23 protein-coding genes and 1 rRNA gene are annotated in these 24377 nt (G+C 63.0%); 12 read left to right on the plus strand and 12 right to left on the minus strand.

All coding sequences use genetic code 11. From position 1 onward, the window contains the following. Positions 1-3: 3 nt before the first annotated feature. From accB to G533_RS0113585, 3 genes are all read right to left on the minus strand, one after another. Positions 4-465, minus strand: coding sequence for an acetyl-CoA carboxylase biotin carboxyl carrier protein (accB, locus tag G533_RS0113575; protein WP_027950424.1), 462 nt, complete (start codon positions 463-465; stop codon positions 4-6). A 25-nt stretch (positions 466-490) separates the two neighbouring features. Beyond that, the gene (aroQ, locus tag G533_RS0113580) at positions 491-934 is read right to left on the minus strand and encodes a type II 3-dehydroquinate dehydratase (RefSeq protein ID WP_027950425.1); all 444 of its coding nucleotides are present in this window, start codon (positions 932-934) and stop codon (positions 491-493) included. A gap of 247 nt (positions 935-1181) precedes the next feature. Further along, positions 1182-2885 (minus strand): protein-disulfide reductase DsbD family protein, encoded by a 1704-nt coding sequence (locus G533_RS0113585; RefSeq protein ID WP_027950426.1) that lies wholly within the window; start codon positions 2883-2885, stop codon positions 1182-1184. Positions 2886-3038: 153 nt separating this feature from the next. Here G533_RS0113585 and G533_RS0113590 point away from each other — a divergent pair, with 153 nt between their 5' ends. Beyond that, positions 3039-3506 carry a copper chaperone PCu(A)C gene (locus G533_RS0113590; RefSeq protein WP_035528150.1) on the plus strand — a complete coding sequence of 156 codons (468 nt, stop codon included), beginning with the start codon at positions 3039-3041 and terminating at the stop codon, positions 3504-3506. Positions 3507-3533: 27 nt separating this feature from the next. Next, the gene (locus tag G533_RS0113595; RefSeq protein WP_027950428.1) at positions 3534-4571 is read left to right on the plus strand and encodes a DUF2333 family protein; all 1038 of its coding nucleotides are present in this window, start codon (positions 3534-3536) and stop codon (positions 4569-4571) included. Positions 4572-4578: 7 nt separating this feature from the next. Here G533_RS0113595 and G533_RS0113600 read toward each other — a convergent pair whose 3' ends face one another. Then, a complete protein-coding gene (locus G533_RS0113600) occupies positions 4579-4923 on the minus strand; it encodes a pentapeptide repeat-containing protein (protein WP_027950429.1) in 345 nt (114 codons plus the stop codon). 70 nt (positions 4924-4993) lie between these two features. Here G533_RS0113600 and G533_RS0113605 point away from each other — a divergent pair, with 70 nt between their 5' ends. Further along, positions 4994-7384, plus strand: a complete 2391-nt coding sequence (locus G533_RS0113605; RefSeq protein WP_035528155.1) for a DNA polymerase II — start codon at positions 4994-4996, stop codon at positions 7382-7384. Between the two features lie 31 nt (positions 7385-7415). Here the strand turns inward: G533_RS0113605 and G533_RS0113610 are convergent, their stop codons facing one another. Continuing rightward, a complete protein-coding gene (locus G533_RS0113610; RefSeq protein WP_027950431.1) occupies positions 7416-8414 on the minus strand; it encodes an adenosine kinase in 999 nt (332 codons plus the stop codon). A 65-nt stretch (positions 8415-8479) separates the two neighbouring features. Here G533_RS0113610 and mrcB point away from each other — a divergent pair, with 65 nt between their 5' ends. Together mrcB and G533_RS0113620 are read left to right on the plus strand one after the other, a co-directional pair. Further along, the gene (mrcB, locus tag G533_RS0113615) at positions 8480-10759 is read left to right on the plus strand and encodes a penicillin-binding protein 1B (protein WP_240472441.1); all 2280 of its coding nucleotides are present in this window, start codon (positions 8480-8482) and stop codon (positions 10757-10759) included. Then, positions 10759-11196 (plus strand): tetratricopeptide repeat protein, encoded by a 438-nt coding sequence (locus tag G533_RS0113620; protein WP_027950433.1) that lies wholly within the window; start codon positions 10759-10761, stop codon positions 11194-11196. Before mrcB ends, G533_RS0113620 begins: the two co-directional genes overlap by 1 nt. On the opposite strand, the gene G533_RS0113625 is transcribed toward G533_RS0113620, so the two are convergent. Continuing rightward, positions 11193-12671, minus strand: coding sequence for an ATP-binding cassette domain-containing protein (locus tag G533_RS0113625; protein WP_027950434.1), 1479 nt, complete (start codon positions 12669-12671; stop codon positions 11193-11195). The genes G533_RS0113620 and G533_RS0113625 overlap by 4 nt on opposite strands. A gap of 80 nt (positions 12672-12751) precedes the next feature. Here G533_RS0113625 and G533_RS22050 point away from each other — a divergent pair, with 80 nt between their 5' ends. Further along, a complete protein-coding gene (locus G533_RS22050; RefSeq protein WP_240472442.1) occupies positions 12752-13372 on the plus strand; it encodes an NUDIX hydrolase in 621 nt (206 codons plus the stop codon). Between the two features lie 6 nt (positions 13373-13378). On the opposite strand, the gene G533_RS22055 is transcribed toward G533_RS22050, so the two are convergent. The 4 genes from G533_RS22055 to G533_RS0113650 all read right to left on the minus strand — a co-directional run bounded on the left by G533_RS22055 (position 13379) and on the right by G533_RS0113650 (position 16873). Then, positions 13379-14050 (minus strand): hypothetical protein, encoded by a 672-nt coding sequence (locus G533_RS22055; protein ID WP_051230352.1) that lies wholly within the window; start codon positions 14048-14050, stop codon positions 13379-13381. Positions 14051-14058: 8 nt separating this feature from the next. Continuing rightward, positions 14059-15066: a porphobilinogen synthase gene (gene hemB / locus G533_RS0113640; RefSeq protein ID WP_027950435.1), complete on the minus strand. Its 1008-nt coding sequence runs from the start codon at positions 15064-15066 to the stop codon at positions 14059-14061. A 15-nt stretch (positions 15067-15081) separates the two neighbouring features. Then, entirely contained in the window at positions 15082-16362 is a 1281-nt protein-coding gene (gene hemL, locus G533_RS0113645) for a glutamate-1-semialdehyde 2,1-aminomutase (protein WP_027950436.1), read from the minus strand. A gap of 91 nt (positions 16363-16453) precedes the next feature. Beyond that, positions 16454-16873, minus strand: a complete 420-nt coding sequence (locus G533_RS0113650) for a CopD family protein (protein WP_027950437.1) — start codon at positions 16871-16873, stop codon at positions 16454-16456. A 142-nt stretch (positions 16874-17015) separates the two neighbouring features. On the opposite strand from G533_RS0113650, the gene argC reads away from it, so the two are divergent. The 4 genes from argC (at position 17016) to erpA (ending at position 19650) form a co-directional block, all read left to right on the plus strand. Beyond that, entirely contained in the window at positions 17016-18047 is a 1032-nt protein-coding gene (argC, locus tag G533_RS0113655) for an N-acetyl-gamma-glutamyl-phosphate reductase (protein ID WP_027950438.1), read from the plus strand. Between the two features lie 7 nt (positions 18048-18054). Continuing rightward, the gene (locus G533_RS23600) at positions 18055-18807 is read left to right on the plus strand and encodes a DUF6776 family protein (protein WP_144079885.1); all 753 of its coding nucleotides are present in this window, start codon (positions 18055-18057) and stop codon (positions 18805-18807) included. After that, the gene (locus tag G533_RS22065; RefSeq protein ID WP_051230356.1) at positions 18794-19228 is read left to right on the plus strand and encodes a bactofilin family protein; all 435 of its coding nucleotides are present in this window, start codon (positions 18794-18796) and stop codon (positions 19226-19228) included. Before G533_RS23600 ends, G533_RS22065 begins: the two co-directional genes overlap by 14 nt. A gap of 68 nt (positions 19229-19296) precedes the next feature. Next, positions 19297-19650 (plus strand): iron-sulfur cluster insertion protein ErpA, encoded by a 354-nt coding sequence (gene erpA, locus G533_RS0113670; RefSeq protein WP_027950439.1) that lies wholly within the window; start codon positions 19297-19299, stop codon positions 19648-19650. Here erpA and G533_RS0113675 read toward each other — a convergent pair. Further along, complete coding sequence (locus G533_RS0113675) at positions 19643-20770, minus strand: anhydro-N-acetylmuramic acid kinase (RefSeq protein ID WP_027950440.1); 1128 nt, start codon at positions 20768-20770, stop codon at positions 19643-19645. The genes erpA and G533_RS0113675 overlap by 8 nt on opposite strands. Position 20771: 1 nt before the next feature. Beyond that, positions 20772-22196 carry a peptidoglycan DD-metalloendopeptidase family protein gene (locus G533_RS0113680; RefSeq protein WP_051230358.1) on the minus strand — a complete coding sequence of 475 codons (1425 nt, stop codon included), beginning with the start codon at positions 22194-22196 and terminating at the stop codon, positions 20772-20774. Between the two features lie 158 nt (positions 22197-22354). Between G533_RS0113680 and tyrS the strand changes: the two genes are divergently transcribed. Then, positions 22355-23650, plus strand: a complete 1296-nt coding sequence (gene tyrS / locus G533_RS0113685; RefSeq protein ID WP_027950442.1) for a tyrosine--tRNA ligase — start codon at positions 22355-22357, stop codon at positions 23648-23650. Between the two features lie 521 nt (positions 23651-24171). Then, positions 24172-24377, plus strand: a 16S ribosomal RNA gene (locus tag G533_RS0113690); the annotation flags it as partial.

Genomic DNA, 24377 nt, shown 5'->3' on the forward strand with positions numbered 1-24377 from the left:
GTGTCAGACGATGGAGAACAGAGGCTGTTCGAATTCGACGGCCTCACCGTTGTCGACCAGGATTGCCTCAATGGTGCCGGACTTGTCTGCCTCGATCTGGTTCATCATTTTCATGGCCTCAACGATGCAGAGGACATCCCCGACCTTGACGCTCTGGCCCACTTCAACAAAAGCGGCAGAGGTGGGCGACGGCGAACGATAGAAGGTACCGACCATCGGCGAGGTGATGACGTTGCCGCTGTGGGCGGGTGCGCTGGGCGCCGCGGCTTCTGCAACGGGAGCCGCCGCCGGCGCACTGGGTGCCGGCGCAGGTGCTGGGGCGGGGGGCTGGGCATAGGCCGCCATCAGCGGCTGTGCGCTGTTGCGGCTGATGCGCACAGACTCCTCGCCCTCCTTGATCTCAATCTCATCGATGTTGGACTCTTCCAGCAATTCGATCAGCTTCTTAACTTTGCGAATGTCCATGATAGGGCTCTCTCTGGTTTTTGTTTCAGGGTTGTTCCAGGCGCTGCAGGGCCGCCAGTAATCCGAGTTCATAACTGTGTGCGCCCATTCCACAGATCACGCCCACCGCCAGGTCCGAAAAATAGGAGTGCTGGCGGAAGGGTTCCCGGGCATGGGTATTGGACAGGTGCACTTCTATGAAGGGGATGGCGACGGCGGCCAGCGCATCGCGCAGGGCGACGCTGGTGTGGGTGAACGCGGCCGGGTTGATGAGGATGAAATTCACCCCTTCGCGGCGGGCATCGTGGATGCGTTCGATCAGCTCGTATTCGGCGTTGCTTTGCATGGCCAGCAGGTGGTGCCCCTGCTCCGTTGCCACATGGGTCAGCCTGTTGTTGATGTCCGCCAGCGTGGTGTGGCCGTAAACGGCTGGTTCACGCTCCCCCAAAAGGTTCAGGTTGGGACCGTGCAAAACCAGAATGGTGGCCATGTTTACCTGCCCGTATGCTTGTAACCCGTCTCAGCGAAGTCTGGCTGAAAAACCGCTGGCTGTCCATGATCGTGCAGGATTTTTTAGAAAATAGCGGATGTTACCCGCTATTTAGCCGATTTTTTCCTCTTTCCGGGAGATGGCGGCCGCGCAGCGCGCATTCTGCGCCAGTTTGCTGAAAGTAGGTGAAAAGCGAGGAAATGTCAGGAAATAACGAGGAAACTGGCGCGATCTGGGCGAAAATCGCTCAAAGGCGCTCCAGCGCGCTGATGACGGTGCCCCGGGTCAGCACCTGTGGCAGGAGAACCGCTGCAGCAGCCGGGTCCGCCGGGTAGAGTACGTACAGCGGGATACCGGAACGGCCGTGGCTGCGCAGGTAACTGGCGATATCGGCATCGTAGTTGGTCCAGTCAGCCACCAGGAACGCGACATTATGCTCGCTGAACGCCGCCTGCACCGCGTCCGTGTAGAGAACACCCTGCTCATTGGCAATACAGGTGATGCACCAGTCAGCGGTGACGTCAACGAACACCGGGCGACCGTTACGACGCTGGCGCTCGACTTCCTGCTCCGACCATACGAGCACGGTATCATCCGCCGTCACCGTGGCCTCGGGCGCCGGAATTCGCCATAGTCCCAGCGCAACGGCGCCCAGCAGGCAGGCCAGCGCGAGCAGCTTGCGTACCGCCCCGCCTTGCCACAACCACAGTCCCAGTGCGAGCAACAGGCCGCCGCTGAGGGCCGCCGCCATGGTGTCAACGCTGGTTTGTCGCCCGGCCACCCATAGCAGCCAGATGGCCGTGGCGTACAGGGGAAAGGCGAGCAGCTGCTTCAGTGTTTCCATCCAGGCGCCGGGCCGTGGCAGCCAGTCGCGCGCCCGGCCACTGTAGCTCAGCAGCAGCAGCGGTGCCGCCATGCCCGCCCCAAGGGCAAAGAAGATGGACAAGGACACCAGTGCGGGTTGCGTCAGCGCAAATCCCAGCGCCGTGCCCATGAACGGTGCCGTGCAGGGGCTTGCGACCACCACAGCGAGCACCCCGGTAAAGAAACTGCCCACCGATCCCTGCCGGCCGGCCAGGCTGCCCCCCAGGTTCATCACACTGTTGCCGAGTTGCACCATGCCAGACAGGGCAAGGCCCATGGCGAGGAACAGATAGGCGAGTGCGATGACGAAGCCCGGCGACTGCAACTGGAACCCCCAGCCCACGGCCTGCCCGGCCGTCTGCAACGCAATCAACACGGCGGCTACGGCGAGGAAGCTGGCCACGACACCGAGGGTGTACAGCCAGCCGTGTTGCAGGCGCTCGTGGCGGCTGCTGTTGGCGAAACCGAGCACTTTCAGCGAAAGCACCGGGAATACGCAGGGCATGAGGTTGAGGATGGCACCACCGAGGAAGGCGAGCAGCAGCATATAGGGTAGCTTGGACAGGGTGCTGGCGGCGGTGGCGTTGTTGCTAGCGGGCAGCGCGGGAGCCTGGGCCACCGGGCTGACCTGGCCACTGGCGAAATCGATGTCGAACACTTCCGTGCGTGGTGGATAGCACAGGCCGGCGTCCGCACAGCCCTGGGATTGCACCGAGAGCCTGGCAAACGTGACCGGCGCCTGCGTTTCGAGGCGCACGTCCACGTCGTTATAGTACACCTCGACATCACCGAAAAACTCGTCACTGCGGGCGAGGCCGGGCGGTACATCCGCCTGTGTGGCAACGGGCTTACCGGCGTGTTCCAGGCGAAATTCAAAGGCGTGCCGATAGAGGTAGTAGCCCTCAACGATGCGCCAGTGCAGCCGTACATGGCCTTCTGGCAACGCCTCAACCGAAAGCTGATAGGCTTCTTCCACCGGCAGGAAATCGGGCTGTGCAAAGGGGTTCGCCGCCGGCGCGCCCGTGGGAAGCTGGGCCAGTGCCAGGCCGCTGGACAACCAGAGCAGGCTGGCAAGCAGAAAACGCATGAAAAATCCTTGTACGGTGGCGGCCGCATGCCGCGCCGCGATTGTAGCAGCCTGAGCCGGGCGGCCCAACGAATTGCCGGCAACGGCCCGGCATGCAAGTGTTATAATCTGAGCCCGTCGGGTTGTGATAGTTTCATTGCAGGAGTGAAAAAAGTGAGTCAGAAAAGTATTCGTGTCGCGTTGCTGCTCGCTGTTATTACACTACCGGCCGCTCCTGGCGCGCTGGCTCAGGCGCTGCTTGAGGATGCCTGGGTGCGAGCACTGCCGCCGACGCAGACGCGCACCGCCGCGTACCTGGTGGTGCGCAATACCGGCGCTGAGACCATTGCAGTGACCGCTGCCAGTGCCTCAGTCGCCGGGCGCGTGGAGCTGCACGAAACCGTGGAAGTCGACGGCATGATGCGCATGCAGCAGCAGTCGGTGGTGCGGATCCCGGCGGGGGCGTCGCTGGCCTTCGCCCCCGGTGGCCTGCACCTCATGTTGCTTGACCTGGACGCCATGCCCGCGGTTGGCGACGCGGTGGAGCTGTGCCTGACCATCGACGGTGCGCCGATCTGCACGTCCGCCGAGACGCGGCGCGATGCGGCCCCTCAGGGGCACGACCCACACCAGCATCACTGACGGCCTGCGGGCCAGGGAGAATCGAGCATGACAGGATTGCAGGATCGCGTTGCCAACTGGCGCGACGGAGCGGCGCCGGGTGGCGTCTGGTTGCGGCGTCTGGGCGCCGCGCTACTGGTGTACCTGGTGCTGGCTGTGCTGGTAGGCGCCTACTGGAGCCTGACCCCGGCACCTTTTGATGTGACCGAGCGAGCCAATGCTTATTCGACGCGTGCCGCGGGTGATGTGGCCGTGGGCTCCACCACCACGGCGGCGCTGATTGGTGCCATGGAAACACTGCTGGATAAGCGCGGCGGTTACCTCAGTAACGATGTCGCTCCGCCCGGAGTGTGGCTGGACAATATCCCCAATTGGGAATTCGGTGTGCTGATTCAATCGCGGGATCTGGCGCGCGCAATGCGTGAGGTGTTCAGCCGGTCGCAGTCCCAGTCGCGCGAAGACCCTGATCTGTCCCTCGCCGAGCCCCAGCTCAACTTCAATTCCGGCAGCTGGATTCTGCCCGCGACTGAAGCCCAGTACCGCGATGGGGTGAAATATTTGCACAGCTATCTGGTGCGGCTTGAGGATGACGACGACAGCGACGCACAGTTCTATGCGCGCGCCGATAACCTGCGCTACTGGCTTGCCAGCGTGAGTTCCCGCCTTGGCAGCCTGTCCCAGCGGCTCAGCGCCAGCGTTGGGCAGCGGCGTTTGAACACTGACCTGGCCGGAGATGACAACGCGCGTCAGTCAACACCCGCGCCTGCAGAAATGCTGGTCAGCACCCCCTGGCTGGAAATAGACGATGTATTTTACGAGGCGCGGGGTACTGCCTGGGCCCTGATTCACTTCCTCAAGGCGGTGGAGGTGGATTTCGCGGATGTGCTGGCCAACAAGAACGCCCAGGTCAGCGTGCAGCAGATCATCCGTGAACTGGAGGCTACCCAGGACATGGTGTGGAGCCCGATGATTCTCAACGGCAGCGGGTTTGGCCTGCTGGCCAATCACTCACTGGTGATGGCGTCCTATATCAGCCGGGCCAACACCGCCATGATCGACCTGCGCGACCTGCTGGCGCAGGGCTAGCGGGCGCTTAGCGGCGGTCGTAGCGCAGTCGGGTACCGGTATCCAGGGAAAGCCGGATCTCATCTGCGCTGATCGCCTCGGGGAAATAGGTGCCCGAGAGCTTTGCGTCGAGCAGGCTGGCGCCTTCGAGGTTGGTGTCCCGGAAGTCGATTCCGCTGAGGTCCGCGTTGCGGAAATAGGAGTTGCTGAAATCCAGCCCGCGCGCGTTCATGTTGCGCAGATCCCGTCCGCGGTAGTCGCCGCTGCGCAGCTCGCGCGTGTCCAGTGCGTCTCGCTGCTCGTTGAAGCCCTTGATGTCTTCATTGCGCAACAGCCGGTAGAGCGGGTCTTGTTTGATTTCAGGTTTACTCATTGTGATCTTCCAGGAGGCGGGCATGTGCCAGTTGACGTTATGCACTGTAGCTTAAGCTACCGGCTGCGTTATGCCTAGCGCGCCGGTTCAACAGCCCGTGGAATTGGGCGGTTTTTTGCTCACCCGGCAGTGGCGCGACAGCCCCGCAGGCCTGCTTGTCGAACTGTGGTTTGCGACCCCGCAGGGGCCGGTACAGGTGGAAATTCACGGCGAACGCGCCGTATTTTTCCTCGCCGAGGACGAGGCGGACCAGCACCGGGCGCTGCTTGCACTGCAGCCGGGCGTAGAGCTGAAATCCCTGCGTTTGCGTAATTTCGCGCTACAGCCCGTGGTGGGCGTGTACAGCCCCACATACCGCCAGTCACGCGCGCTCGCCGATCGGTTGCAGGAGCGTGGCGCGCAGCCGCTGGAGGCGGACATCAACCCGGCTGATCGTTACCTGATGGAACGCTTTATTGCCGGTGGCGTGCAGTTGCACGGGCCACTTGAGCGGCGCAACGGCTATAGCTGCATGCGCGACCCCTTGCTACGCTCCGCCACCGTGCGTCCGCAGTTGTCCATGGCCTCCTTTGATATTGAAACCGCCATGCAGGGGCTGCAGCTGTACTCCATCGCGGTCCATGTCACCTCCGCGACGGACGCTGCTTCAGGGCCGGCGGCGGCCTTGCGCCGGGTATTCATGGTGGGCACGGGCAACGTCGGCGAGCATGTCGAAACCCTGCCCACACAGCGCGCGGTGCTGGAACGTTTTCTTGCCTTCATCGAGGAGGTGGATCCGGACGTGTTGATCGGCTGGAACGTGGTCAACTTTGATGCCTGGTACCTGCAGCGCCTTGCCGACTCACTGGATATGCCCCTGCGCCTGGGGCGCGCGGGTACGGCTGTTCATTGGCGTACGCTGGATGAAGATGGCGAGCGGCGTGCCGCGCGCCTGCCGGGACGGCTGTTGCTCGACGGCATCGAGCTGCTGCGGGCGGCTTTCTACCGCTTCGAGAGTTTCGCCCTGGATGCGGTGGCGCGCGAACTGCTCGGTGCCGGCAAGCTGCTGCACGGCGCCGGGCGCGGCGAGGAAATCGGGCGCCTGTTCCGGGAGGACAAGGCGCAACTTGCGGCCTATAACCTGCGCGACTGCGAGCTGGTGTCAGAGATTTTTGCCCACACGCGATTGCTGGACTTTGTCGTTGCGCGCAGTGTGATGACGGGCCTGAATCCGGATCGTCTCGGCGGCTCTGTGGCCTCTTTCGACAACCTGTACCTGCCGCGTTTGCACCGGGCTGGTTATGTCGCCCCCAATGCCCGGCGCGAGCAGGACCCGAGCCCCGGAGGCTTTGTTCTGGAGTCGCAGCCCGGCCTCTACCGGCATGTGCTGGTGCTGGACTTCAAGAGCCTGTACCCCAGTATCATCCGCACCTTTTGTATCGACCCGCTGGGTCTTGCGCTCGGACTGGCCGAGGAAAAGGGCGAGGCGACGGTGCCGGGTTTCGCTGGCGCCCGTTTTGCGCGCGAGGGCCATATCCTGCCGGCGCTGATCGAAACGCTCTGGCAGCAGCGGGATGCCGCCAAACTGGCGCGAGATGTGCCGCTCGCGCAGGCGATCAAGATCATCATGAACTCGTTCTACGGCGTACTGGGCAGCCCTGGCTGCCGGTTCTTCGATACTCGCCTGGCCAGCAGTATCACCCGCCGCGGCCACGAGATATTGCTGCAGACCCGGGAGCGCATCGAGGCACTTGGGCACCGGGTGATTTATGGCGACACGGATTCCGTGTTCGTTTGGATCGCCGATGCTGACAGCGACGAAGACGCCGAAGCCGCCGGCCGCAACCTGCAGCACGATCTGAACCAGTGGTGGCAGAGCCGGCTGCGCAGCGATTTCGCACTTGAGTGCGCGCTGGAGCTGGAGTTTGAAACGCTCTATCGGCGGTTTCTCATGCCGACCATTCGCGGTTCGGAGAAAGGTTCGAAGAAGCGTTATGCGGGCCTGGTGGGTACCGGGCGTGATGAGCGTGTTGTCTTCAAGGGGCTGGAAAACGTCCGCACCGACTGGACCCGGCTCGCCCGCGACTGCCAGCAGTCGTTGTATCGGCGTGTGTTCCTCGACCAGCCCTGGGAAGATTATCTAAAGCAACTGGTCGCGTCTGTATTGGCGGGAGAGCACGATGCAGATCTTATCTATCGTAAACGTCTGCGCCGTCGCCTGGTTGACTACGAGCGCAACGTGCCGCCGCATGTGCAGGCGGCACGTCGCTACGCCGACCACGGCCTGCCCCCGCCGGCGCGGGGTGACTGGGTGGAGTATGTGGTCACGGCTGCCGGGCCCGAGCCCGCGGCGGCGCACTCGGCGCCGCTGGACTATGGGCATTACCTGGAACGGCAGCTGGCACCGGTGGTGGACGGTATCCTCGGCTTTCTCGACACCTCGTTCGCCACCGTTACCGGACGCCAGATGGACCTGTTCTGAGCCTGTCTCGCCACCGCGCCCGAGGATGTTTTCAGTCGCCGAAGAACTCGGCACGCAGGGCCGGGTAGTCAGCCGCCGGCAGCCGCGGGCCGTAGCGGGCGACCACCGAGCCAGCGGCGAGGCTGGCAAAGCGACCCGCCGTGGCATAGTCCTCGCCCCGGCCAATAGCGTAAAGAAATGCCCCGGCAAACATGTCACCCGCGCCGTTGCTGTCCACTGCTTGCACCCGGTGGGGAGGGATTTCGTGCAGCGTGTCGCCGTCCCAGGCCAGGGCGCCGTCGGCGCCGCAGGTGACGACAAAGTGACGCGCAACCGGCTTCAGACGCTCCATCGCCGTATTCAGGTCATCGGTGTCGCCCCAGCACAGGGCCTCGTCCCGGTTGCAGAACACCAGGTCGAGCTGCGAGCCGATCATCGCCTGCAGGCCCTCGCGGAAGAACTCCACCATGCCCGGATCGGAAAAGCTCAGCACCGTCTTCACGCCCGCAGCCTCGGCCAACTCCCGGGCACGGATGGCGGCGGCGCGCCCGGTGTCCGAGGTGACCAGGTAGCCTTCGATATACAGGTACTCGGAATCCGCCAGCGCCGTGGGGTCCAGCTGCTCAATCGACAGTGTTTCGCTGATGCCGAGGAAGGTGTTCATGCTGCGCTCGGCATCCGGGGAAATCAGTACCAGGCATTTACCGGTGGTGCCCGCTGGCCGCTGGGCCATGCTGTGAGCCACGCCGGCCTGTTCGAGGTCTTGCACGTAGATGGCGCCGTCGGCGTCGTCGGCAACTTTGCAGCTCATGAATGTGGGAGCACCGAACTGGGCGGCCGCGATCATGGAATTGCCCGCACTGCCGCCGCTGGCGTGGCTCGCTTTCACCAGGTGGCCCTCCAGCTGCGCCAGCAGTTCGGCCTGGCGGGACTCGTCGACCAGCGTCATCAGGCCCTTGTCGACCCCCATGGCATTGAGTTCGGTGTCCTGCACCTGGATTTCGGTGTCGACCAGGGCTGCACCCATGCCGTAGATCGTGTATTTCTTCATGCGCCTGTGGCTCCCTCCGGTTCAGGCCGCTATTATCCCGATCCCCCAGTCAAATGAAAGCGGGCGTGCGTTACACTCCTCCCATGGCCAGAACCCGTCGTCCATTTCTCAAGCTGTTTTTTGCTGCCTGCGCCCTCGGCCTGCTGGTGGTCATCTATCTTGATGTGCGCATCACATCCACGTTTACCGACAAGATGTGGGAACTTCCCGCCAAGGTGTATGCCCGCCCGTTGGAACTGTTCGCGGGAGCTGCCCTGTCTGCTGACGACCTAGCCTGGGAGCTCGAGGTATTGGGGTATCGCAAGCAGGGCACAGCGCGACGGCCTGGTGATGTGTCGCGCGCGGGCAATCGCTTTGATCTGTATACCCGCGGTTTCAGCTTCCCCGGGGAGCGCGAGCCTTCGCGGCTGGTGCGCCTGGAAGTGCAGGGCAACCGTATTGCGGTGCTGCGTGACGCCAACGGCACTGTGGACCTGATGCGCCTGGACCCGGTGCAGATCGGCGGCATTTATCCGCACCACGGCGAGGACCGCATACTGGTGCGGCTGGACGACGTGCCCGAGAGCCTGCGCGCCACGCTGCTGGCGGTGGAAGATCAGCGGTTCTACCAACACTGGGGCTTCTCCCTGACGGGTATTGCCCGCGCGGCGCTGAGTAACCTGCGCTCCGGGCAGGTGGTGGCCGGTGGCAGCACGATCACCCAGCAGCTGGTCAAGAACTACTACCTCACCCCGGAGCGCACGATTGTGCGCAAGCTGACCGAAGTGGTGATGGCGGTGCTGCTGGAGCTGCATTTCAGCAAGGAGCAGATTCTCGAGAGTTACCTGAACGAAGTGTACCTGGGGCAGGAGGGGCCGCGCGCCATCCATGGCTTCGCCCTGGCCGCCCGGCATTACTTCGACCGGCCGCTGCAGCAGTTGGGCCTGCACCAGCAGGCACTGCTGGTGGGCATGATCAAGGGGCCGTCGCTCTATAACCCCCTGCGCAACCCGGAGCGCGCCAAGGCGCGCCGCAACGTGGTGCTGGAGGTGATGGTGGAGCAGGGGCTGGTGTCGCGCGAGCAGGCGACTGTGGCCCAGGGCATGCCACTGGACCTCAACAACCGCGACGGTGTGCGCGACAGCTTTCCGGCCTTTCTCGACCTGGTGCGCCGGCAGTTGCGCTTGGAATATCGGGAGGAAGACCTCACTACCCTGGGCCTGAGCATCTTTACCAGCTTCGATCCGCTGCTGCAGCGACAGATGGAACGCAGCAGCACGGCGATCCTGCAGCAGGTCGACGGCGCCGGCAAGCTGGAAACGGCCTCGGTGGTCACCCGCTTCGACAGTGGTGAGGTGGCGGCGCTTGTGGGGGGGCGACAAGTGCGCTACGCCGGCTTCAATCGCGCCCTGGACGCGCGCAGGCCTGCCGGCTCCCTGCTCAAACCGGCGGTTTACCTCGCTGCGCTGGAGCAACCGCGCCGCTACACGCTGGCCACGCCCCTGGCAGATACCCCCCTGCGTGTCCCCGTGCCCAATGGTGACGTCTGGGAGCCGCGCAACTTTGGCCGCCAGGCCCACGGGCAGGTTTTGCTCCATCGCGCCCTGGCCAATTCCTACAACCTGGCGACGGCGCGCCTGGGCCTGGATATCGGCATAGACCGGGTCGCCGACATGATGCGGCGGCTTGGGGTGGAGGGCGATATTCCGGAAGTGCCGGCGCTTACTCTCGGCGCCGGCGAATATTCGCCGATGGATATGGCTGCCATGTACCAGACTATCGCCGCCGGCGGCTTCCGCATGCCGCTGCGCAGTATTCGCGAAATTGTCGATGCCGACGGTGAGCCCCTGCGTCGCTATCCGCTTGAGTATGACCGCACGGTCAGCCTGCAGGCAGTGCATCTAGTGCACTATGCGCTGCGTGAAGTGCTGCGTGAGGGCACCGGCCGCGGTGCCTACGCCTACCTCGACAACAGCTTCCAGGCCGCGGGCAAAACCGGCACCACCAACGAGGGTCGTGACTCCTGGTTTGCCGGGTTTTCCGGCGATTTGCTGGCGGTGACCTGGGTGGGGCGCGACGACAACAGCGCGACCGGCCTCACGGGCAGCACGGGTGCACTGAAAGTCTGGTCACACTTCATGGCCAATGCCAGCCAGCGTTCCCTCGGCTATCGCATGCCGGAGGATATGCAGCCGCAGTGGATAGACAGCACAACCGGCTACCTGACGGGGGAGGGTTGCCCCGGTGCGCGCCTCATGCCCTTCGTGGTGGGTTCCGAGCCCCGTGAGCGCACGCAGTGCAGCGCCGGCAGCAAGAGCAACACGATCCGCGACTGGTTCCAGTCGCTCTTTGGGGGTAATTCCTGATGTATTGCGTGATATGGCTGCGCCGCAGCACCTTGCTGGCGGGGATGCTGGTGCTTTCCGGTTGTAGCATCTACTCAACGCCGCAGGGCCCGGCACCGATAGAGACGCGTCCCGAGCCGGGCGTAGTGCAAGAGGACAAGCGGCCCCCGGTGGCGCCACAACCGCCGCCGGCGGCTGAGCCCAATGCTGTTGCAGCCTACGCTGGCCTGCTTGGCAAGGCGCGCGCCGCGAGCGCCCGGGGCGACTACAACGGCGCACTCTCCCTGCTCGAACGCGCCCAGCGCATCGACCCGGACAGCGCAGAGATCTACCTGGAGCTGGCCCGCACCTACGCCGCGCAGGGCCAGACAGAGCAGGCCCGCGCAACGGCTGCCCGCGGCACACTGTACTGCCGCAGCGAGAGTGAGTGCGCGGCGCTGCGGGCGCTGTCGCGCTAGCGGTTTTCGCAGACCACCTGAAAGCCTTCAGCGGAGGGCTCAAAGCGCAGTTGCTGATTGATGCAGGCGGGGATATCGCCGGCCGAGTGGCTGACAAAAATGATCTGGGTGTCGCTGTGCGCCGCAATGTGGTCTATCGCCTGCAGCAGTCGCCTGCGGTGGCTGCCATCCAGTCCCAGGGTCGGTTCGTCCAGCAGCAGTATCAGGGGCGATTTCACCATGGCCCTGGCCAGCAGGACCATGCGTTGCAGGCCGAAGGACAGGGTGTCGTAGCTGTGACCTGCGAGCTCGCCGATACCCAGCGCGGTGAGCCATGCCTCTGCGCCGCGCCGCTGCAGATCGCCCCAGTCATCGAACAGCCCCACACTGTCGAAGAACCCGGATACCACCACCTCCACCACCGTCATGGAGCGGGCGAAATTGAGTTGTAACTGTGTGTCGAGCTGACCGTACTTCTGTTTGATCTCCCAGATGCTTTCGCCGCTGCCGCGCTTGCGGCCAAAGAGCGTGATGTCTTGCCCGTAGGCCTTGTGGTTGTCGCCGGTAATGAGGCTGAGCAGGGTGGTCTTGCCGCAGCCGTTGGGCCCGGAAACGCAGCAATGCTGGTGGCGGTCGAAGCGCCAGTTGAGCTGTTGCAGCACGGTCAGCTCACCGTAGCGCACACCGACATTGCGCAGCTCCAGTAACGGGCCTTCAGGTAGCTGGTAGGGACGCGGTGCCGGCGCCGGCAAGGCGGTGAACGGTGGCAGAGGCGGGGCCAGCAGCTGCTGTACTTCCGCGCGTTCCATCACCTCATCCGGTGCGCCCTGGCACAACACCTGTCCGTCATCCAGCACCAGTACCCGGTCTACCGCGCGGGGAATATCTTCCAGTTGTCGACACAGGATGAGCAGGCTCTGCTGCCCCTCGAGCAGGGCGTTGATCGCGCTGTGCATGGCCTGCTGGCTGGCGTGATCCAGGCCATCCAGCGGGCTGTCGAGTATCAGCAGTGCAGGGTTGCTGAGCAGCGCGCGCACCAGCAGCGTTTTGCGCATCTCGCCCGTGGAAATATAGCGCAGGCCGCGGTCCAGAATGTGCTCGATGCGCAGCCGGGCTATCCAGGCCTGAAACTGTTCATCCGCTGGTTTGCCATCCAGAATGATATCCCGCACACGTGTGCCGGGGTCTGCGGCGTCCGCTCGGTATTCAGAGTCATCCAGCTTGCGGTCCCGGGCGCACAGCGCCTGGGCCTGTTCGAAGCACACGTAGGCAACCCCGTTGGCGAGCAGCTGCGGTGAGCTGTGGTAGCTGCCCGAGAAGTGCGTGGCCTGGTGGCTGAGTATGCGGGCCAGGCTGGTTTTACCACTCCCATTCGGCCCCACGCAGGCCCAGTGCTGGCCGCTCTGCAATGTCCAGCTGAGTTGCCTGAGGGCCGGCTGTGCGCGGTAGACGAGGTTGATATCGCGCAATTCAAGCAGTGTCTGTTGATCGGTCATGCGGGTTTCCCGGTTGTCGGCGGCTTGTCATGGCGTGCCCCGGCTGGCTTAATCAGGGGCCAGTCTGCAGGAATCCGCCGGTGTCTGTCTCTCTGCTGCACATGATCGAAAACCGTCTGGCCGCACACCGGCCGGGCCGGCCGTGGTTGCGGCCTTTGATGAAGCGCTCGGCCGTGGCGCTGGTGTTGCAGGTGCGAGAGGGTGAGTTGCACATTCTAATGATCAAGCGCGCGGAAAGGGAGGGGGACCCCTGGTCCGGGCACATGGCGTTCCCCGGTGGCCGCATGGATCCGGGTGACGCCCACGGCTATGCGGTGGCGCTGCGCGAAACGCAGGAAGAGGTGGGGCTGGACTTGGCCCGGCAGGCGCGCTGTATCGGGCGGCTGTCCGACCTCAATGCGCGGCCCCGCCGGAGCACACTGGGCATGGCGGTGAGTCCTTTTGTGTTCCGCATGGATCGCAACGCACACTTCCAGCTGAATTACGAGGTGGCCGAAGTGGTCTGGGTGCCGCTGGAGTTTCTTCTCGACAACGCCAACCGCGACACCATGCGTTGGCAACGCAACCGCATAACCCTGAACATGCCCTGCTACCTCTACGGCAAATACCGTATCTGGGGCCTCTCGCTGGCGATGCTGGATGAGCTGATGGACCTTGTCGAAGGCAGCCGCGAGCGGCGCCGCAGCTGGCGTAGGCGTTAGTCGCGTTCAGCGCACGTCGCGCAGGAACTCGCTGGTGTCGAGCATCAACTCACGCAGGGCGGGGTCTTCGCGGCTAGCTTCCTGCAAAGCTTCACGGCTCACCTCACCGCGGATATAGGCGCTCAACAGTTCCAGCAGCACGGGTGTCATTTTCGGCTCGTGTTCCCAGCGCGGCGCGTCCACCAGGTTTCCGGTCACCCGCCCGTCATGCAGTTGCAGCCAGTAACCGCCGCAGCTGGACAGGGTGTAGTCGCCAATCCGGCCGTAGCTGATATTCGGGGTCAGCGGGTCAAAGCCGCCGGGAACGGTGTCTGTGATGCGCTGCAGCGCCATGACCCAGCGACTGCCGGCGGGGAACAGCGCGGCTTCGGGGCGGCAGTAGTCACGCGCCTGCAGCCACAGGCGAATCGTCTCATTGTATTCGCGCCCGCGCAGGATGGTGTCCACGGTCAGGTCGAGTGAATTGCCCTTGCCGCCGACCACGGTCACCGTCGCCACCAGGTCGGTGGTCGCCTGTACATCCGCGAAGCCGCCCTGCCACAGGCACAGGCAGGATTCCTCGGGCGCCATTTCGCTGTCATCCGTGTCTTCAGCCGTGCTGTCCGCCTGTGCAGCGCTGGTTGCGAGGACGATGGCCAGCGCCGTCAGCCTGCTGGTGTGCCGCCACTGCCTTTTCATGCCGGTGGCTAGGCCTGCAGTGCGCGTGCCGCCTGCAGCGCGAAGTAGGTAAGTATGCCGTCACAGCCCGCGCGCTTGAAGGCCAGCAGTGATTCCAGCATAACCGGCTCCTGCGCCAGCCACCCCTGCTGGAAAGCCGCCATATGCATGGCGTATTCACCGCTCACCTGATAGGCAAAGGTCGGCGCCTGCAGGGTATCCTTGACCCGGCGCACGATATCCAAATAGGGCATGCCGGGCTTGATCATGATCATGTCGGCACCTTCGGCGAGGTCGAGGGCACATTCGTGCAGTGCCTCATCGCTGTTGCCGGGGTCCATCTGGTAGCTGAATTTGTTGCCTCCCCTGATGTTGCCGGCGGACCCGACCGCATCGCGGAATGGCCCGTAGTAAGCCGAGGCATATTTTGCCGCATAGGCCATGATCAGTGTGTTGGGGTGACTGTGCTGCTCGAGCACACGGCGTATCGCGCCCACGCGCCCGTCCATCATGTCCGATGGGGCCACGATATCAGCGCCGGCTTCGGCATGGGAGAGGGCCTGTTGCACCAGCGCCTCACTGGTGACGTCGTTGAGCACGTAGCCCTGCGCATCGATGATGCCGTCCTGGCCATGCGTGGTGTAAGGGTCCAGCGCAACATCGGTGATCACGCCGAGGTCCGGCACGGCATCTTTCAATGCCTTTACCGTGCGCTGCACGAGACCGTCGGGGTTCCAGGCTTCCTCGGCCTGCAGGCTCTTGTGCTCGCCAGGGACGACCGGGAAAAGCGCCAGCGCGGGAATGCCGAGGCCATGTGCTTCGCGCGCGAGGTCGGTGAGCAGGTCAATGCTCAGGCGTTCGATGCCTGGCATCGAGGCGACGGTTTGCCGCTGCTGGCGCCCCTCCAGCACGAACACGGGGAAGATCAGGTCCGCGGGGCTGAGGGCGTGCTCCTGCACCATGCGGCGGGAGAACGCGTGCGCACGCAGCCGCCGCATGCGGGTATCGGGGAATGGGCCTCTGGGGCTCTGGAACATGGCAGGAATCTCCGGTCAGAGGCTGGCGAACGCGCTGCGCGCCGCGGTGAGGGTCTGCTCGATATCGTCGTCGCTGTGGGCCGCGGAGGTAAAGCCGGCCTCGTAGGACGCCGGCGCGAGGTACACCCCAGCCTCCAGCATCAGGTGGAAGAAGCGGTTGAACGCGGCACCATCGCAGGCCATCACCTGCTGGTAGTTGCTGACATTGGTGGCATCGGTGAAGAAGCCGCCGAACATGGTGCCCGCGTGATTCGTTGTGAAGGGCACCCCGGCCTCCGCTGCGGCCTGCTCCATGCCACGACAGAGTTGCGTCGTGCGCTCGAAAATGGGCTCGTAGAAACCGGGAGCTGAGATAACCTCCATGGTAGCCAGGCCCGCCGCCATGGCGATGGGGTTGCCCGAAAGCGTGCCGGCCTGGTAAACCGGCCCCAGCGGTGCAATCTGTTCCATGATGTGGCGCTTGCCGCCGAACGCACCCACTGGCATACCGCCACCGATCACCTTGCCCAGGCAAGTGAGATCTGCGTCAATACCATAGAAGCCCTGAGCGCCCTGTAGGCCGAAACGGAACCCGGTCATGACCTCGTCCAGAATCAGTACGCTGCCGTGCGCATCACACACCTCGCGCAGTGCCTCCAGAAAGCCCGGCTGCGGGGGAATACAGTTCATGTTGCCGGCAACCGGCTCCACAATAATGCAGGCGACGCCGTCGCCGTGCTCGGCGAAGGCGCGGCGCAGGCCATCAATGTCGTTGTAGGTCAGGGTCATGGTGTGGTCGGCCAGTGCGGCCGGCACACCGGGTGAGCTGGGTACGCCCAGGGTGAGTGCCCCGGAGCCCGCCTTCACCAGCAGTGAATCCGAGTGCCCGTGATAGCAACCCTCGAACTTCACGATGGTGTCGCGCCCGGTGAAGCCCCGCGCCAGGCGTATGGCGCTCATGGTGGCTTCCGTGCCCGAGTTGACCATGCGCACCAGGTCCATGCCGGGCATGATGTCGCAGATGCGGTCAGCGAGCTGTATTTCCAGCTCGGTGGGTGTGCCGAAGCTGAGCCCTTTGGCCGCCTGGCGGATAACCGCTTCTCGCACGTGTGGGTGATTGTGGCCCATGAGCATCGGGCCCCAGGACAGCACGTAGTCGATGTAGCGTTTCCCTTCGCAGTCGTACAGGTAAGCGCCGTCCGCACTGTCGACGAACACGGGGGTGCCGCCCACGGCCTTGAAGGCGCGTACCGGGGAGTTCACACCCCCCGGGATGTGCTGCAGGGCGCGCTCGAAAAGTTGCTGTGATGTGGTCATGCAGTCGGTTCCTGGTTCCTGTGATTGCGGGTGGCGTGCGCGCGGATTATTGCGGTTCGCTGGCAGTATAGACAACCCTGCCCGGCTTCCGTCAAAGCGGCCTCACCACCGCCAGAATGATGATGGTGAAGAGAAACAGCACCGGAACTTCATTGAAGAAGCGGTAGAACACATGGCCGTGCCGGTTGCTGTCGGCATTTGCCTCGCGTACATAGCGACCGCACTGCAGATGGTACAGTATCAGGCACACCACGCCGGCCAGCTTCAGCCACAGCCACGTGCTGGCTAGATAGTAGCCCGGGTTGGTGCCGATCAGCGCCAGGCCAAAGGCGACAGTGAGCACCATGAACGGGGTGACGAAGCGGTAGAGCTTGCGTGCCATGACCGCCAGCTGGGCGCGGGTGGCAGCATCCGGGCTGGCAGCGAAGTACACCAGTATGCGCGGCAGGTAGAACAGGCCGGCGAACCAGCAGACCATGAAAATCAGATGAAATGCCTTGAGCCATAGCATGCAGGGAGAGTCCTGTGAGCCAGTGTTGCGGTGGAAACCCAATATTAACAGTTATCTGCGCTGAATTTGCTCTTATACTAAGCTGTTTACTGGCAGGCCGCCTGCGCGGGCCTGTTGAGGTTTTTGTATTTCAGGAGGGCGAATGATCAGGGCAGGTATTGTGGGCGGCACCGGATACACCGGTGTTGAGTTGTTGCGCTTGCTGGCGTCTCACGCCGATGTAGAGGTGGTCGCGATTACCTCGCGCGCCGAGGCGGGTCGCCGGGTGGACGAGCTGTACCCAAACCTCCGTGGTATCTACGACCTGACCTTTGCAGAGCCCGATGCAGCACTGTTGGCGGGTTGCGATGTGGTGTTCTTTGCTACACCGCACAATGTGGCCATGCACACGGTGCCCGAGCTGCTGGCGGCGGGTACGCGCGTGATTGATTTGTCCGCAGATTACCGTATTCGCGATGCCGCGCTGTGGTCGCGCTGGTACGGTGAGCCCCATGCCAGCCCCGAGTTGCTGGAACGTGCGGTGTACGGCCTGCCCGAAGTGCACCGGGAGAAAATTCGCGACGCACAGCTGCTCTCCTGCCCCGGCTGCTATCCCACGGCCATTCAGCTTGGCTGGTTGCCACTGCTGGCGGCGGGCAAGGTGGACCCCGGCAGCCTCATAGCCAGCGCCGCCTCCGGCGCCAGCGGCGCAGGGCGCCAGGCAAAAATCGACAACCTGCTGAGTGAGGTCTCGGGCAGCTTCAAGGCCTACGGGGTGGGTGGTCACCGCCACCTGCCGGAGATTGAACAGGGGCTGGCGGAGGCCACGACGGAGGCGGTCGCAGTCACGTTCGTGCCGCACCTGCTGCCGATGGTGCGGGGCATTCATGCGACGCTGTTTGCGCGTCTGCGCGAGCCCGCCGAGGGTTTGCAGGCTCTATTCGAGGAGTACTATGCTGGGGAGCCTTTCGTCGATGTACTTCCGGCTGGCGTGTTTCCGCAAACGCGCACAGTGAAGGGCGCCAACCGCTGCCAGCTTTCCATCAATGTGCCGCAGGGCCGCGATACCGTGGTGGTGCTTTCCACGATCGACAACCTGGTGAAAGGCGCTTCCGGGCAGGCGGTGCAGTGCCTGAATATCATGTTCGGCCTGCCGGAAACCCGCGGTCTGCAGCAGGTGGGTTTGTTGCCTTGAGGTGTCTGTGAGCAGTGGCTCGGAGCGCTACCGCACGGTGGTGCGGCGCTACCATGTCCGGCATCATCAATTCGTGGTTCTGGGACTGGCGCTTGCGGCATCGATAGTGCTGCTGGCAGGGTTTCTACTCGGTCGTCAGGCCGCATTCAGTGGCTCTGGCATCGATCCGGTGAAATACCGTGAGCAGGGCAAGGCATTGCGCGCCGCCCTGGCGGACAGCGCGGAGCTGAATCGGCAGGTAGGTGTGATGGCCGCGCGGCACGACGTGGACCGCGCCGCCCTGGAGCTTGTGCGGCAGGAACTGGCCGAGCAGAAGGAGTTGATCGCCGGCTTGGAGGAGGGGGTGCGCTTTTATCGCAGCCTGATGACCCCCGGTGAAATTGCCCAGGGGTTCAGCTTGCGTTCGATTGAGCTGGTGCTGCGCGATGAGCCCGGTCGCTACGGCTTCCGCATTGTGGCGCAGCAGGAGGCGCGCAAACACAGTACCCTGCAAGGGGAGCTGTATGCGGAGATTACCGGTCAGCAGGCGGGTCAGGCGCGCAGTTATCCGCTGTTTGAGTTGAGCCCCGATATCGAGCACAGCGTGCTGCCCCTGCGTTTTCGCTATTTCCAGTCGATAGAGGGCGACCTCGTGTTGCCTGAAGGCTTTGAACCGCAGGCCGTCAGCGTTGTGGCGACCGTGACCGCACCGCGCAAGGCGGAAGTGCGCGAGCAATATCCGTGGCAGGTACAGGAGAGGTTTACACATGTGGGGAAATAAACGCGGGACGTCGGCAGTCGCCGGAGGCACGACGTTGATATCTCGCGATACACAGTTTATTGGCACCATCCACTTCAGTGGCAATCTGGAAATCGAGGGCGAAGTGGTGGGCGATGTGCTCGCCGCGCCGGGTGCCGATGCGGTGGTCCGCCTGGTGGAGGCCGGCCGTATCCAGGGTGAAATCCGCGCACCCCGGGTGATGATTAACGGCGCCGTTGAAGGGGCCGTGCATGCGACCAGACACCTGGAGCTGGCGCCGCGCGCGCGCGTCTCCGGGGATGTGCACTACCACATTATCGAGATGGCGGCGGGCGCGGAAGTCAATGGGCGCCTGCTGCACTGTATGGAGCCGGAAGAGGCGTCCGCGGCACCCGCGGCGGTGTTTCTCGGCCAGCAGGATGCCGTTGCTAAAGTTGACTAAAATAGTCGGACTTACCATAATAGCGCCATTATGGTCATTGCGGGGGAACGTGTACCCCGGAGAAAGGTATGTCGGTAGCTGAAGCATTCAATCCCGCCGGGATCAATCTGACCGCCCGTGCTGTGAACAAGGTGCGCGAGTTGGTGGAAGAGGAGGAAAACCCTTCGCTGAAGCTGCGTGTCTACATTACCGGCGGCGGCTGTTCGGGCTTTCAGTACGGCTTCACGTTCGAGGACAGCGGCGCGGAAGACGATACCGTGATCGAGCGGGAAGGTGTTTCTGTGTTGGTTGACCCGATGAGCTTCCAGTATCTCGTCGGCTCGGAGGTCGACTACACCGAGGGGCTGGAAGGTGCACGCTTCGTCATAAACAATCCCAACGCCACGACCACCTGCGGTTGCGGCGCATCGTTTTCTATCTGACCGCGCCAGGATAGATGCCGCCGAGGACGCGCGCGCCCTCGGCACCGGTCACGGCGGCGGCGTTGCCGCTGGTTCCATGCAGGGTTCTCCACGCCAGCCAGGCAAAAGCGGCACCCTCTACCCACTCCGGTTCCAGCCCCAGCTCCGCCGTTGAATAAAGTTGCGCGGGTTGCAGACGCCGATAGAGCCGGCGCATCAGGTCGGTGTTGTAGGCGCCGCCGCCGCACACGTAAGCCTCGTGCACTGGCAGTTCGCTGTCGAGAATGCTGTCAGCTATGCATTGCGCGGTAAATTCCGCGAGGGTCGCCTGCACATCCTGGGGGCTGGCCTCGGGTGCCGCGCCGAGGCAGTCAGTCAGCCACGCCATGTTGAACGCTTCCTTGCCGGTGCTGCGTGGGCCTCGACAAGCGAGATAGGGGTGGGTGCCCAGTTGCTCCAGTAGTGGCTTGTGTACCGTGCCTTCCGCGGACCAGGCGCCGTCGCGGTCGTAGCGCTCGCCGCAGTGCTGGTGCACCCAGTGGTCAAGCAGCGTGTTCCCCGGCCCCGTGTCATAACCCGTGAGCAGTGCATCGCCCGCGAGCAGGCTTATATTGGCGATACCACCAATATTGATGATTGCCCGGTTCACGTTCATTTTGGCAAACATGGCCGCGTGGAAAGCGGGCGCAAGGGGAGCGCCTTCGCCGCCTGCGGCGACATCGCGGCGTCGGAAGTCCGCAACGGTGGTGATGCCGGTGCGCTCGGCAATGGTGTTCGGGTCACCGATCTGGAGGGTAAACGCCGTGCCGTTGCCTGCTGAGGGCGGCCGGTGTCGAATGGTCTGGCCGTGGCTGCCGATCGCCATAACGTCAGCGGCCTGGACCTTGGCGCGCTGTAGCAGGGCGTTGCAGGCCTCTGCAAAGGCGGCGCCCAGCTGGCGGTCCAGTACGCCCATGCGTTCAATTTCGTTGTCGCCCGGCTGGCTGATGTCGGCGATTGCCTGGCGCAGTGCGGGCGCAATGGGATGCTCCAGCGTGGCCTGTATCTCAAGTCCGTGATCAGAAATGCTGGCAAGGACAGCATCAATGCTATCGATGCTGGTCCCGGACATGAGTCCTATGCACAGGTCGCCGCCGGACACCTCAGGGCGCGGCGGGGGAGCTGCTTGCGGTACTGCGCATGGCGAGTCGACGATCTTCCTGCAGCCCTGCAATCTGCTGCGAGACATCGGCAATGGCACTGCGGTACGCCGGTAGCTCGGCCGCTGCCAGGGTTTTTGCCTTGGGCAGTTCCCGGTGCACTTTCCGCGGGTCGCGATGTTGACCGTCAATCAGGAATTCATAGTGCAAGTGAGGCCCGGTGGCGGCCCCGGTGGAGCCAACCGATCCGATAACCTGGCCCTGCATCACGCGCTGGCCCTGCTTCACCTTGCGCTGGTGCAGGTGCAGGTAGCGTGTGACATAGCGGTCACCGTGTTGCACGAAGAGGTAGTTGCCGTTGGCCCTGGTGAAGCCGGACTTGATAACCCGTCCGTCACCGGCTGCGTACACGGGCGTACCCGTGGGCGCTGCGTAATCCGTGCCGCGATGAGGCCGCGTGGTCTTGTAGATGGGGTGCAGTCGGCGCGGGTTGTAATTGGAGCTGATGCGGGTGAAGTCTACCGGAGCCAGCAGGAAAGCTTTGCGCATGCTGATGCCTTCCTCGTTGTAGTAGGCAACGTGGCCGTCCTTGTCTTCAAAGCGGAATGCGTTGAAGGTTTTCCCCTTGTTGGTGAACGAAGCGGCGAGGATGGTGCCGTCCTGGTATTTTTCGCCGTCGAGGAGCACTTCTTCATAAATGACGTGGAAGGTGTCGCCCTTGCGCGGATCCTGTACAAAGTCGATGACGCCACCGAAGATATTGGCGAGCTCGATGATCAGTCCGCTGGACAGCCCGGCGTCCTGGCCGGCCATGAACAGGGAGGAGGTGATCTCGGCGCTGACCCAGGTTTCCTGGATATCGGTCTGGCGAATCTCACGTTCCGTATCAAAACCTGCCGCACTGCGCTGGTAGGTAACGGACTCGAGAGGGGAAATCACGTGCTTCACAGCCTCGAGGCTGCCGTCTTCGGCTGCCAGGAAGGCAATGGTCTGACCTGGGTAAATCCGCGAAAGCGCCTTGCCCTCGGGGGCCTCGTTGACTACCCGATAGACATCCGACGAATTGAAACCGGCGCGCTTGAAAATCAGCGACAGATTGTCACCTCGGCGGACGATCTCTTCCTGCCAGTCAGGCTGTGTTTCCAACGCAGCGATGACGGGCTCGGCGGGGATAGCCAAGGCGGAGGGCACTGGCGGCGTGTCCGTCGCCTCACCGACCACGATGGGCGCCAGCACATCTGCTTCCAGCGCCATGCCTAGGTCATCCCGGTCTTCGCGGTTGGCGGCGACGTCACCTGATGGGGTGAGGATGGTGGTTGCGGCCACCAGGACCGACAGCACCCCTACGGCAATCAGGTGCTTGCGGTGTGGTGCCTGCTTTGCTGGCGGGTTGACCGTGGCCCCCCGCAAGTTTCCCGATTTCTGCATAAACGTTATGAGCTGTGCTTTGTAGGCCTTTGAGTATATAAAAGATTTTTGGCGGCTGACAGGGGGTGGGCGCACTTAACGTCTTGCTTTTTGAGAACCTTATTGTATGGTTTGCGCCCCCATTCATACCTTCTTCTACTATAGCCAGGAGTTGCCTGATGAGCAGTGCCCTGTTGACCGACCTGCGAGCCCGCGGCCTCATATTCCAGGCAGCCGGCGAAGACCAGCTGCCTGGCTGGCTTGATGGCGGCGTACGTACGCTCTACTGTGGTTTCGATCCCACTGCGGACAGCCTGCATATCGGCTCGCTGGTGCCTCTTTTAATGCTGCGCCGCTTTCAGTTGGCGGGCCACCGTCCGCTGGCGTTGGTCGGTGGCGCCACAGGGTTGATAGGTGACCCCTCGTTCAAGGCGCAGGAGCGGCAACTCAATACGCCCGATGTTATTGCCGGCTGGGTCGACAAGATTCGCCAGCAGGTGTCCCGTTTCGTCGATTTCGATGCCGGTGAAGCGTCGGCCGTTGTGGTCAATAATCTGGACTGGACGCGGGACATGGATGTGCTCACGTTCTTGCGGGACGTCGGCAAGCACTTCTCTGTGAATGCCATGATCCAGAAAGAGTCGGTCAAGCAGCGCATCGAACGTGAAGGCAGTGGTATCAGCTTCACCGAGTTTACCTACATGATTCTGCAGTCATTCGACTTTGCGGAACTCAGTCAGCGCTATGGTTGTGGCCTGCAGATTGGTGGGTCTGACCAGTGGGGCAACATTACCGGCGGCATTGATCTCGCCCGGCGTATGTACGGCAACGCGGTATACGGCCTCACCATGCCGTTGATTACCAAAGCTGACGGCACCAAGTTTGGCAAAACGGAGTCCGGTACGGTGTGGCTGGATCCGGCGCGAACCTCGCCTTACGCTTTCTACCAGTTCTGGTTGGGTACGGCGGATGTGGATGTCTACCGGTTCCTGAAGTACTTCACCTTCCTGCCTGTGGCGGAAATCGATGCTTTGCAGCAGGCTGATGAGCAGCGCCAGGGGCGCCCTGAGGCGCAGGCCGTTTTGGCGCGCGAAGTGACCGCGTTGGTGCACGGAGATGAGGGCCTGTCCGCGGCGCAGCGTATTACCGCTGCGCTGTTCAGCGATGACCTCGCGAGCCTGTCTGCGACGGATCTGGAACAACTGCGCCTTGATGGCCTGCCTGCATCCGAGTTGCCGGGTGCAAACGCGCTGCCGGCCACACTGACCCAGCTGCTGACTGAGGCGGGCATGGCGACCTCCGGCAAGCAGGTCAAGGATGCGCTCACACGCAACGCCGTGCTCTGCAATGGCAGGCCGGTCGGTTGGGCTGAAAATGAGAGCCCTGCGGCTGTGTTCGAGCTGGCGCATGCACTCCATGGCCGCTATTACGTGGTGCGTCTGGGCAAAAAGAAATATCACCTGTTCTACCGCTGAAGCCGCTGGCTGTGCGGGTTCAGCGTATCGAGGCCGAGGTGCAGGTGAATTTTTCAACTTATTTTTCGTCTTGGGTATTGCACGCCACCGGGGTGCTGCGTATAGTTCGCCTCCCTTCGCAGTGACCCTGACGCGGCACGGCGGAGAGGAGCTTAGATCTTCAAGCCTTTCAATCGGTTAGAAGGTATAAGTGAGATGAAGTCTCGGCACTGGCTCTGCGCAAAAAATTGCAAAAAGCTGTTGCCAACAAGCGGCTCATCGGTATAATACGCGTCCCCGCCAAAGAGAGTATCTTGGCGGACACCACGGCCCCGGCGGCCCTGGGTTATTTAACAAAGAAACGAAGACAGATGTGTGGGCACTTGTTGGAGTAGTTGTACGACTATTCAGGCACAACAAGTGACTCATCGATTCATTTATGGATATATGATTACGAACTGTGTCTGAGCCGAGATTTGGGTGTTATCGCGGGGTTACCGCGCAAACATCCCCTCTTGCCCATTGGGCAGAGGTTAAAGATTAAACTGAAGAGTTTGATCATGGCTCAGATTGAACGCTGGCGGCAGGCCTAACACATGCAAGTCGAGCGCGAAAGCACTTCGGTGTGAGTAGAGCGGCGGACGGGTGAGTAACGCGTAGGAATCTACCTGGTAGTGGGGGATAACTTGGGGAAACCCAAGCTAATACCGCATACGCCCTAAGGGGGAAAGCGGGGGATCTTCGGACC

This window comes from Haliea salexigens DSM 19537 (genome assembly GCF_000423125.1).
GTDB classification, from domain to species: domain Bacteria; phylum Pseudomonadota; class Gammaproteobacteria; order Pseudomonadales; family Halieaceae; genus Haliea; species Haliea salexigens.

What these genes read in the sequence shown, in the direction of transcription:
- accB (WP_027950424.1), bottom strand. Translation starts at nt 465, where the DNA reads ATGGACATTCGCAAAGTTAAGAAGCTGATCGAATTGCTGGAAGAGTCC.
- aroQ (WP_027950425.1), bottom strand. Translation starts at nt 934, where the DNA reads ATGGCCACCATTCTGGTTTTGCACGGTCCCAACCTGAACCTTTTGGGG.
- G533_RS0113585 (WP_027950426.1), bottom strand. Translation starts at nt 2,885, where the DNA reads ATGCGTTTTCTGCTTGCCAGCCTGCTCTGGTTGTCCAGCGGCCTGGCA.
- G533_RS0113595 (WP_027950428.1), top strand. Translation starts at nt 3,534, where the DNA reads ATGACAGGATTGCAGGATCGCGTTGCCAACTGGCGCGACGGAGCGGCG.
- G533_RS0113600 (WP_027950429.1), bottom strand. Translation starts at nt 4,923, where the DNA reads ATGAGTAAACCTGAAATCAAACAAGACCCGCTCTACCGGCTGTTGCGC.
- G533_RS0113605 (WP_035528155.1), top strand. Translation starts at nt 4,994, where the DNA reads ATGCCTAGCGCGCCGGTTCAACAGCCCGTGGAATTGGGCGGTTTTTTG.
- G533_RS0113610 (WP_027950431.1), bottom strand. Translation starts at nt 8,414, where the DNA reads ATGAAGAAATACACGATCTACGGCATGGGTGCAGCCCTGGTCGACACC.
- G533_RS0113620 (WP_027950433.1), top strand. Translation starts at nt 10,759, where the DNA reads ATGTATTGCGTGATATGGCTGCGCCGCAGCACCTTGCTGGCGGGGATG.
- G533_RS0113625 (WP_027950434.1), bottom strand. Translation starts at nt 12,671, where the DNA reads ATGACCGATCAACAGACACTGCTTGAATTGCGCGATATCAACCTCGTC.
- G533_RS22055 (WP_051230352.1), bottom strand. Translation starts at nt 14,050, where the DNA reads ATGAAAAGGCAGTGGCGGCACACCAGCAGGCTGACGGCGCTGGCCATC.
- hemB (WP_027950435.1), bottom strand. Translation starts at nt 15,066, where the DNA reads ATGTTCCAGAGCCCCAGAGGCCCATTCCCCGATACCCGCATGCGGCGG.
- hemL (WP_027950436.1), bottom strand. Translation starts at nt 16,362, where the DNA reads ATGACCACATCACAGCAACTTTTCGAGCGCGCCCTGCAGCACATCCCG.
- G533_RS0113650 (WP_027950437.1), bottom strand. Translation starts at nt 16,873, where the DNA reads ATGCTATGGCTCAAGGCATTTCATCTGATTTTCATGGTCTGCTGGTTC.
- argC (WP_027950438.1), top strand. Translation starts at nt 17,016, where the DNA reads ATGATCAGGGCAGGTATTGTGGGCGGCACCGGATACACCGGTGTTGAG.
- G533_RS22065 (WP_051230356.1), top strand. Translation starts at nt 18,794, where the DNA reads ATGTGGGGAAATAAACGCGGGACGTCGGCAGTCGCCGGAGGCACGACG.
- erpA (WP_027950439.1), top strand. Translation starts at nt 19,297, where the DNA reads ATGTCGGTAGCTGAAGCATTCAATCCCGCCGGGATCAATCTGACCGCC.
- G533_RS0113680 (WP_051230358.1), bottom strand. Translation starts at nt 22,196, where the DNA reads ATGCAGAAATCGGGAAACTTGCGGGGGGCCACGGTCAACCCGCCAGCA.
- tyrS (WP_027950442.1), top strand. Translation starts at nt 22,355, where the DNA reads ATGAGCAGTGCCCTGTTGACCGACCTGCGAGCCCGCGGCCTCATATTC.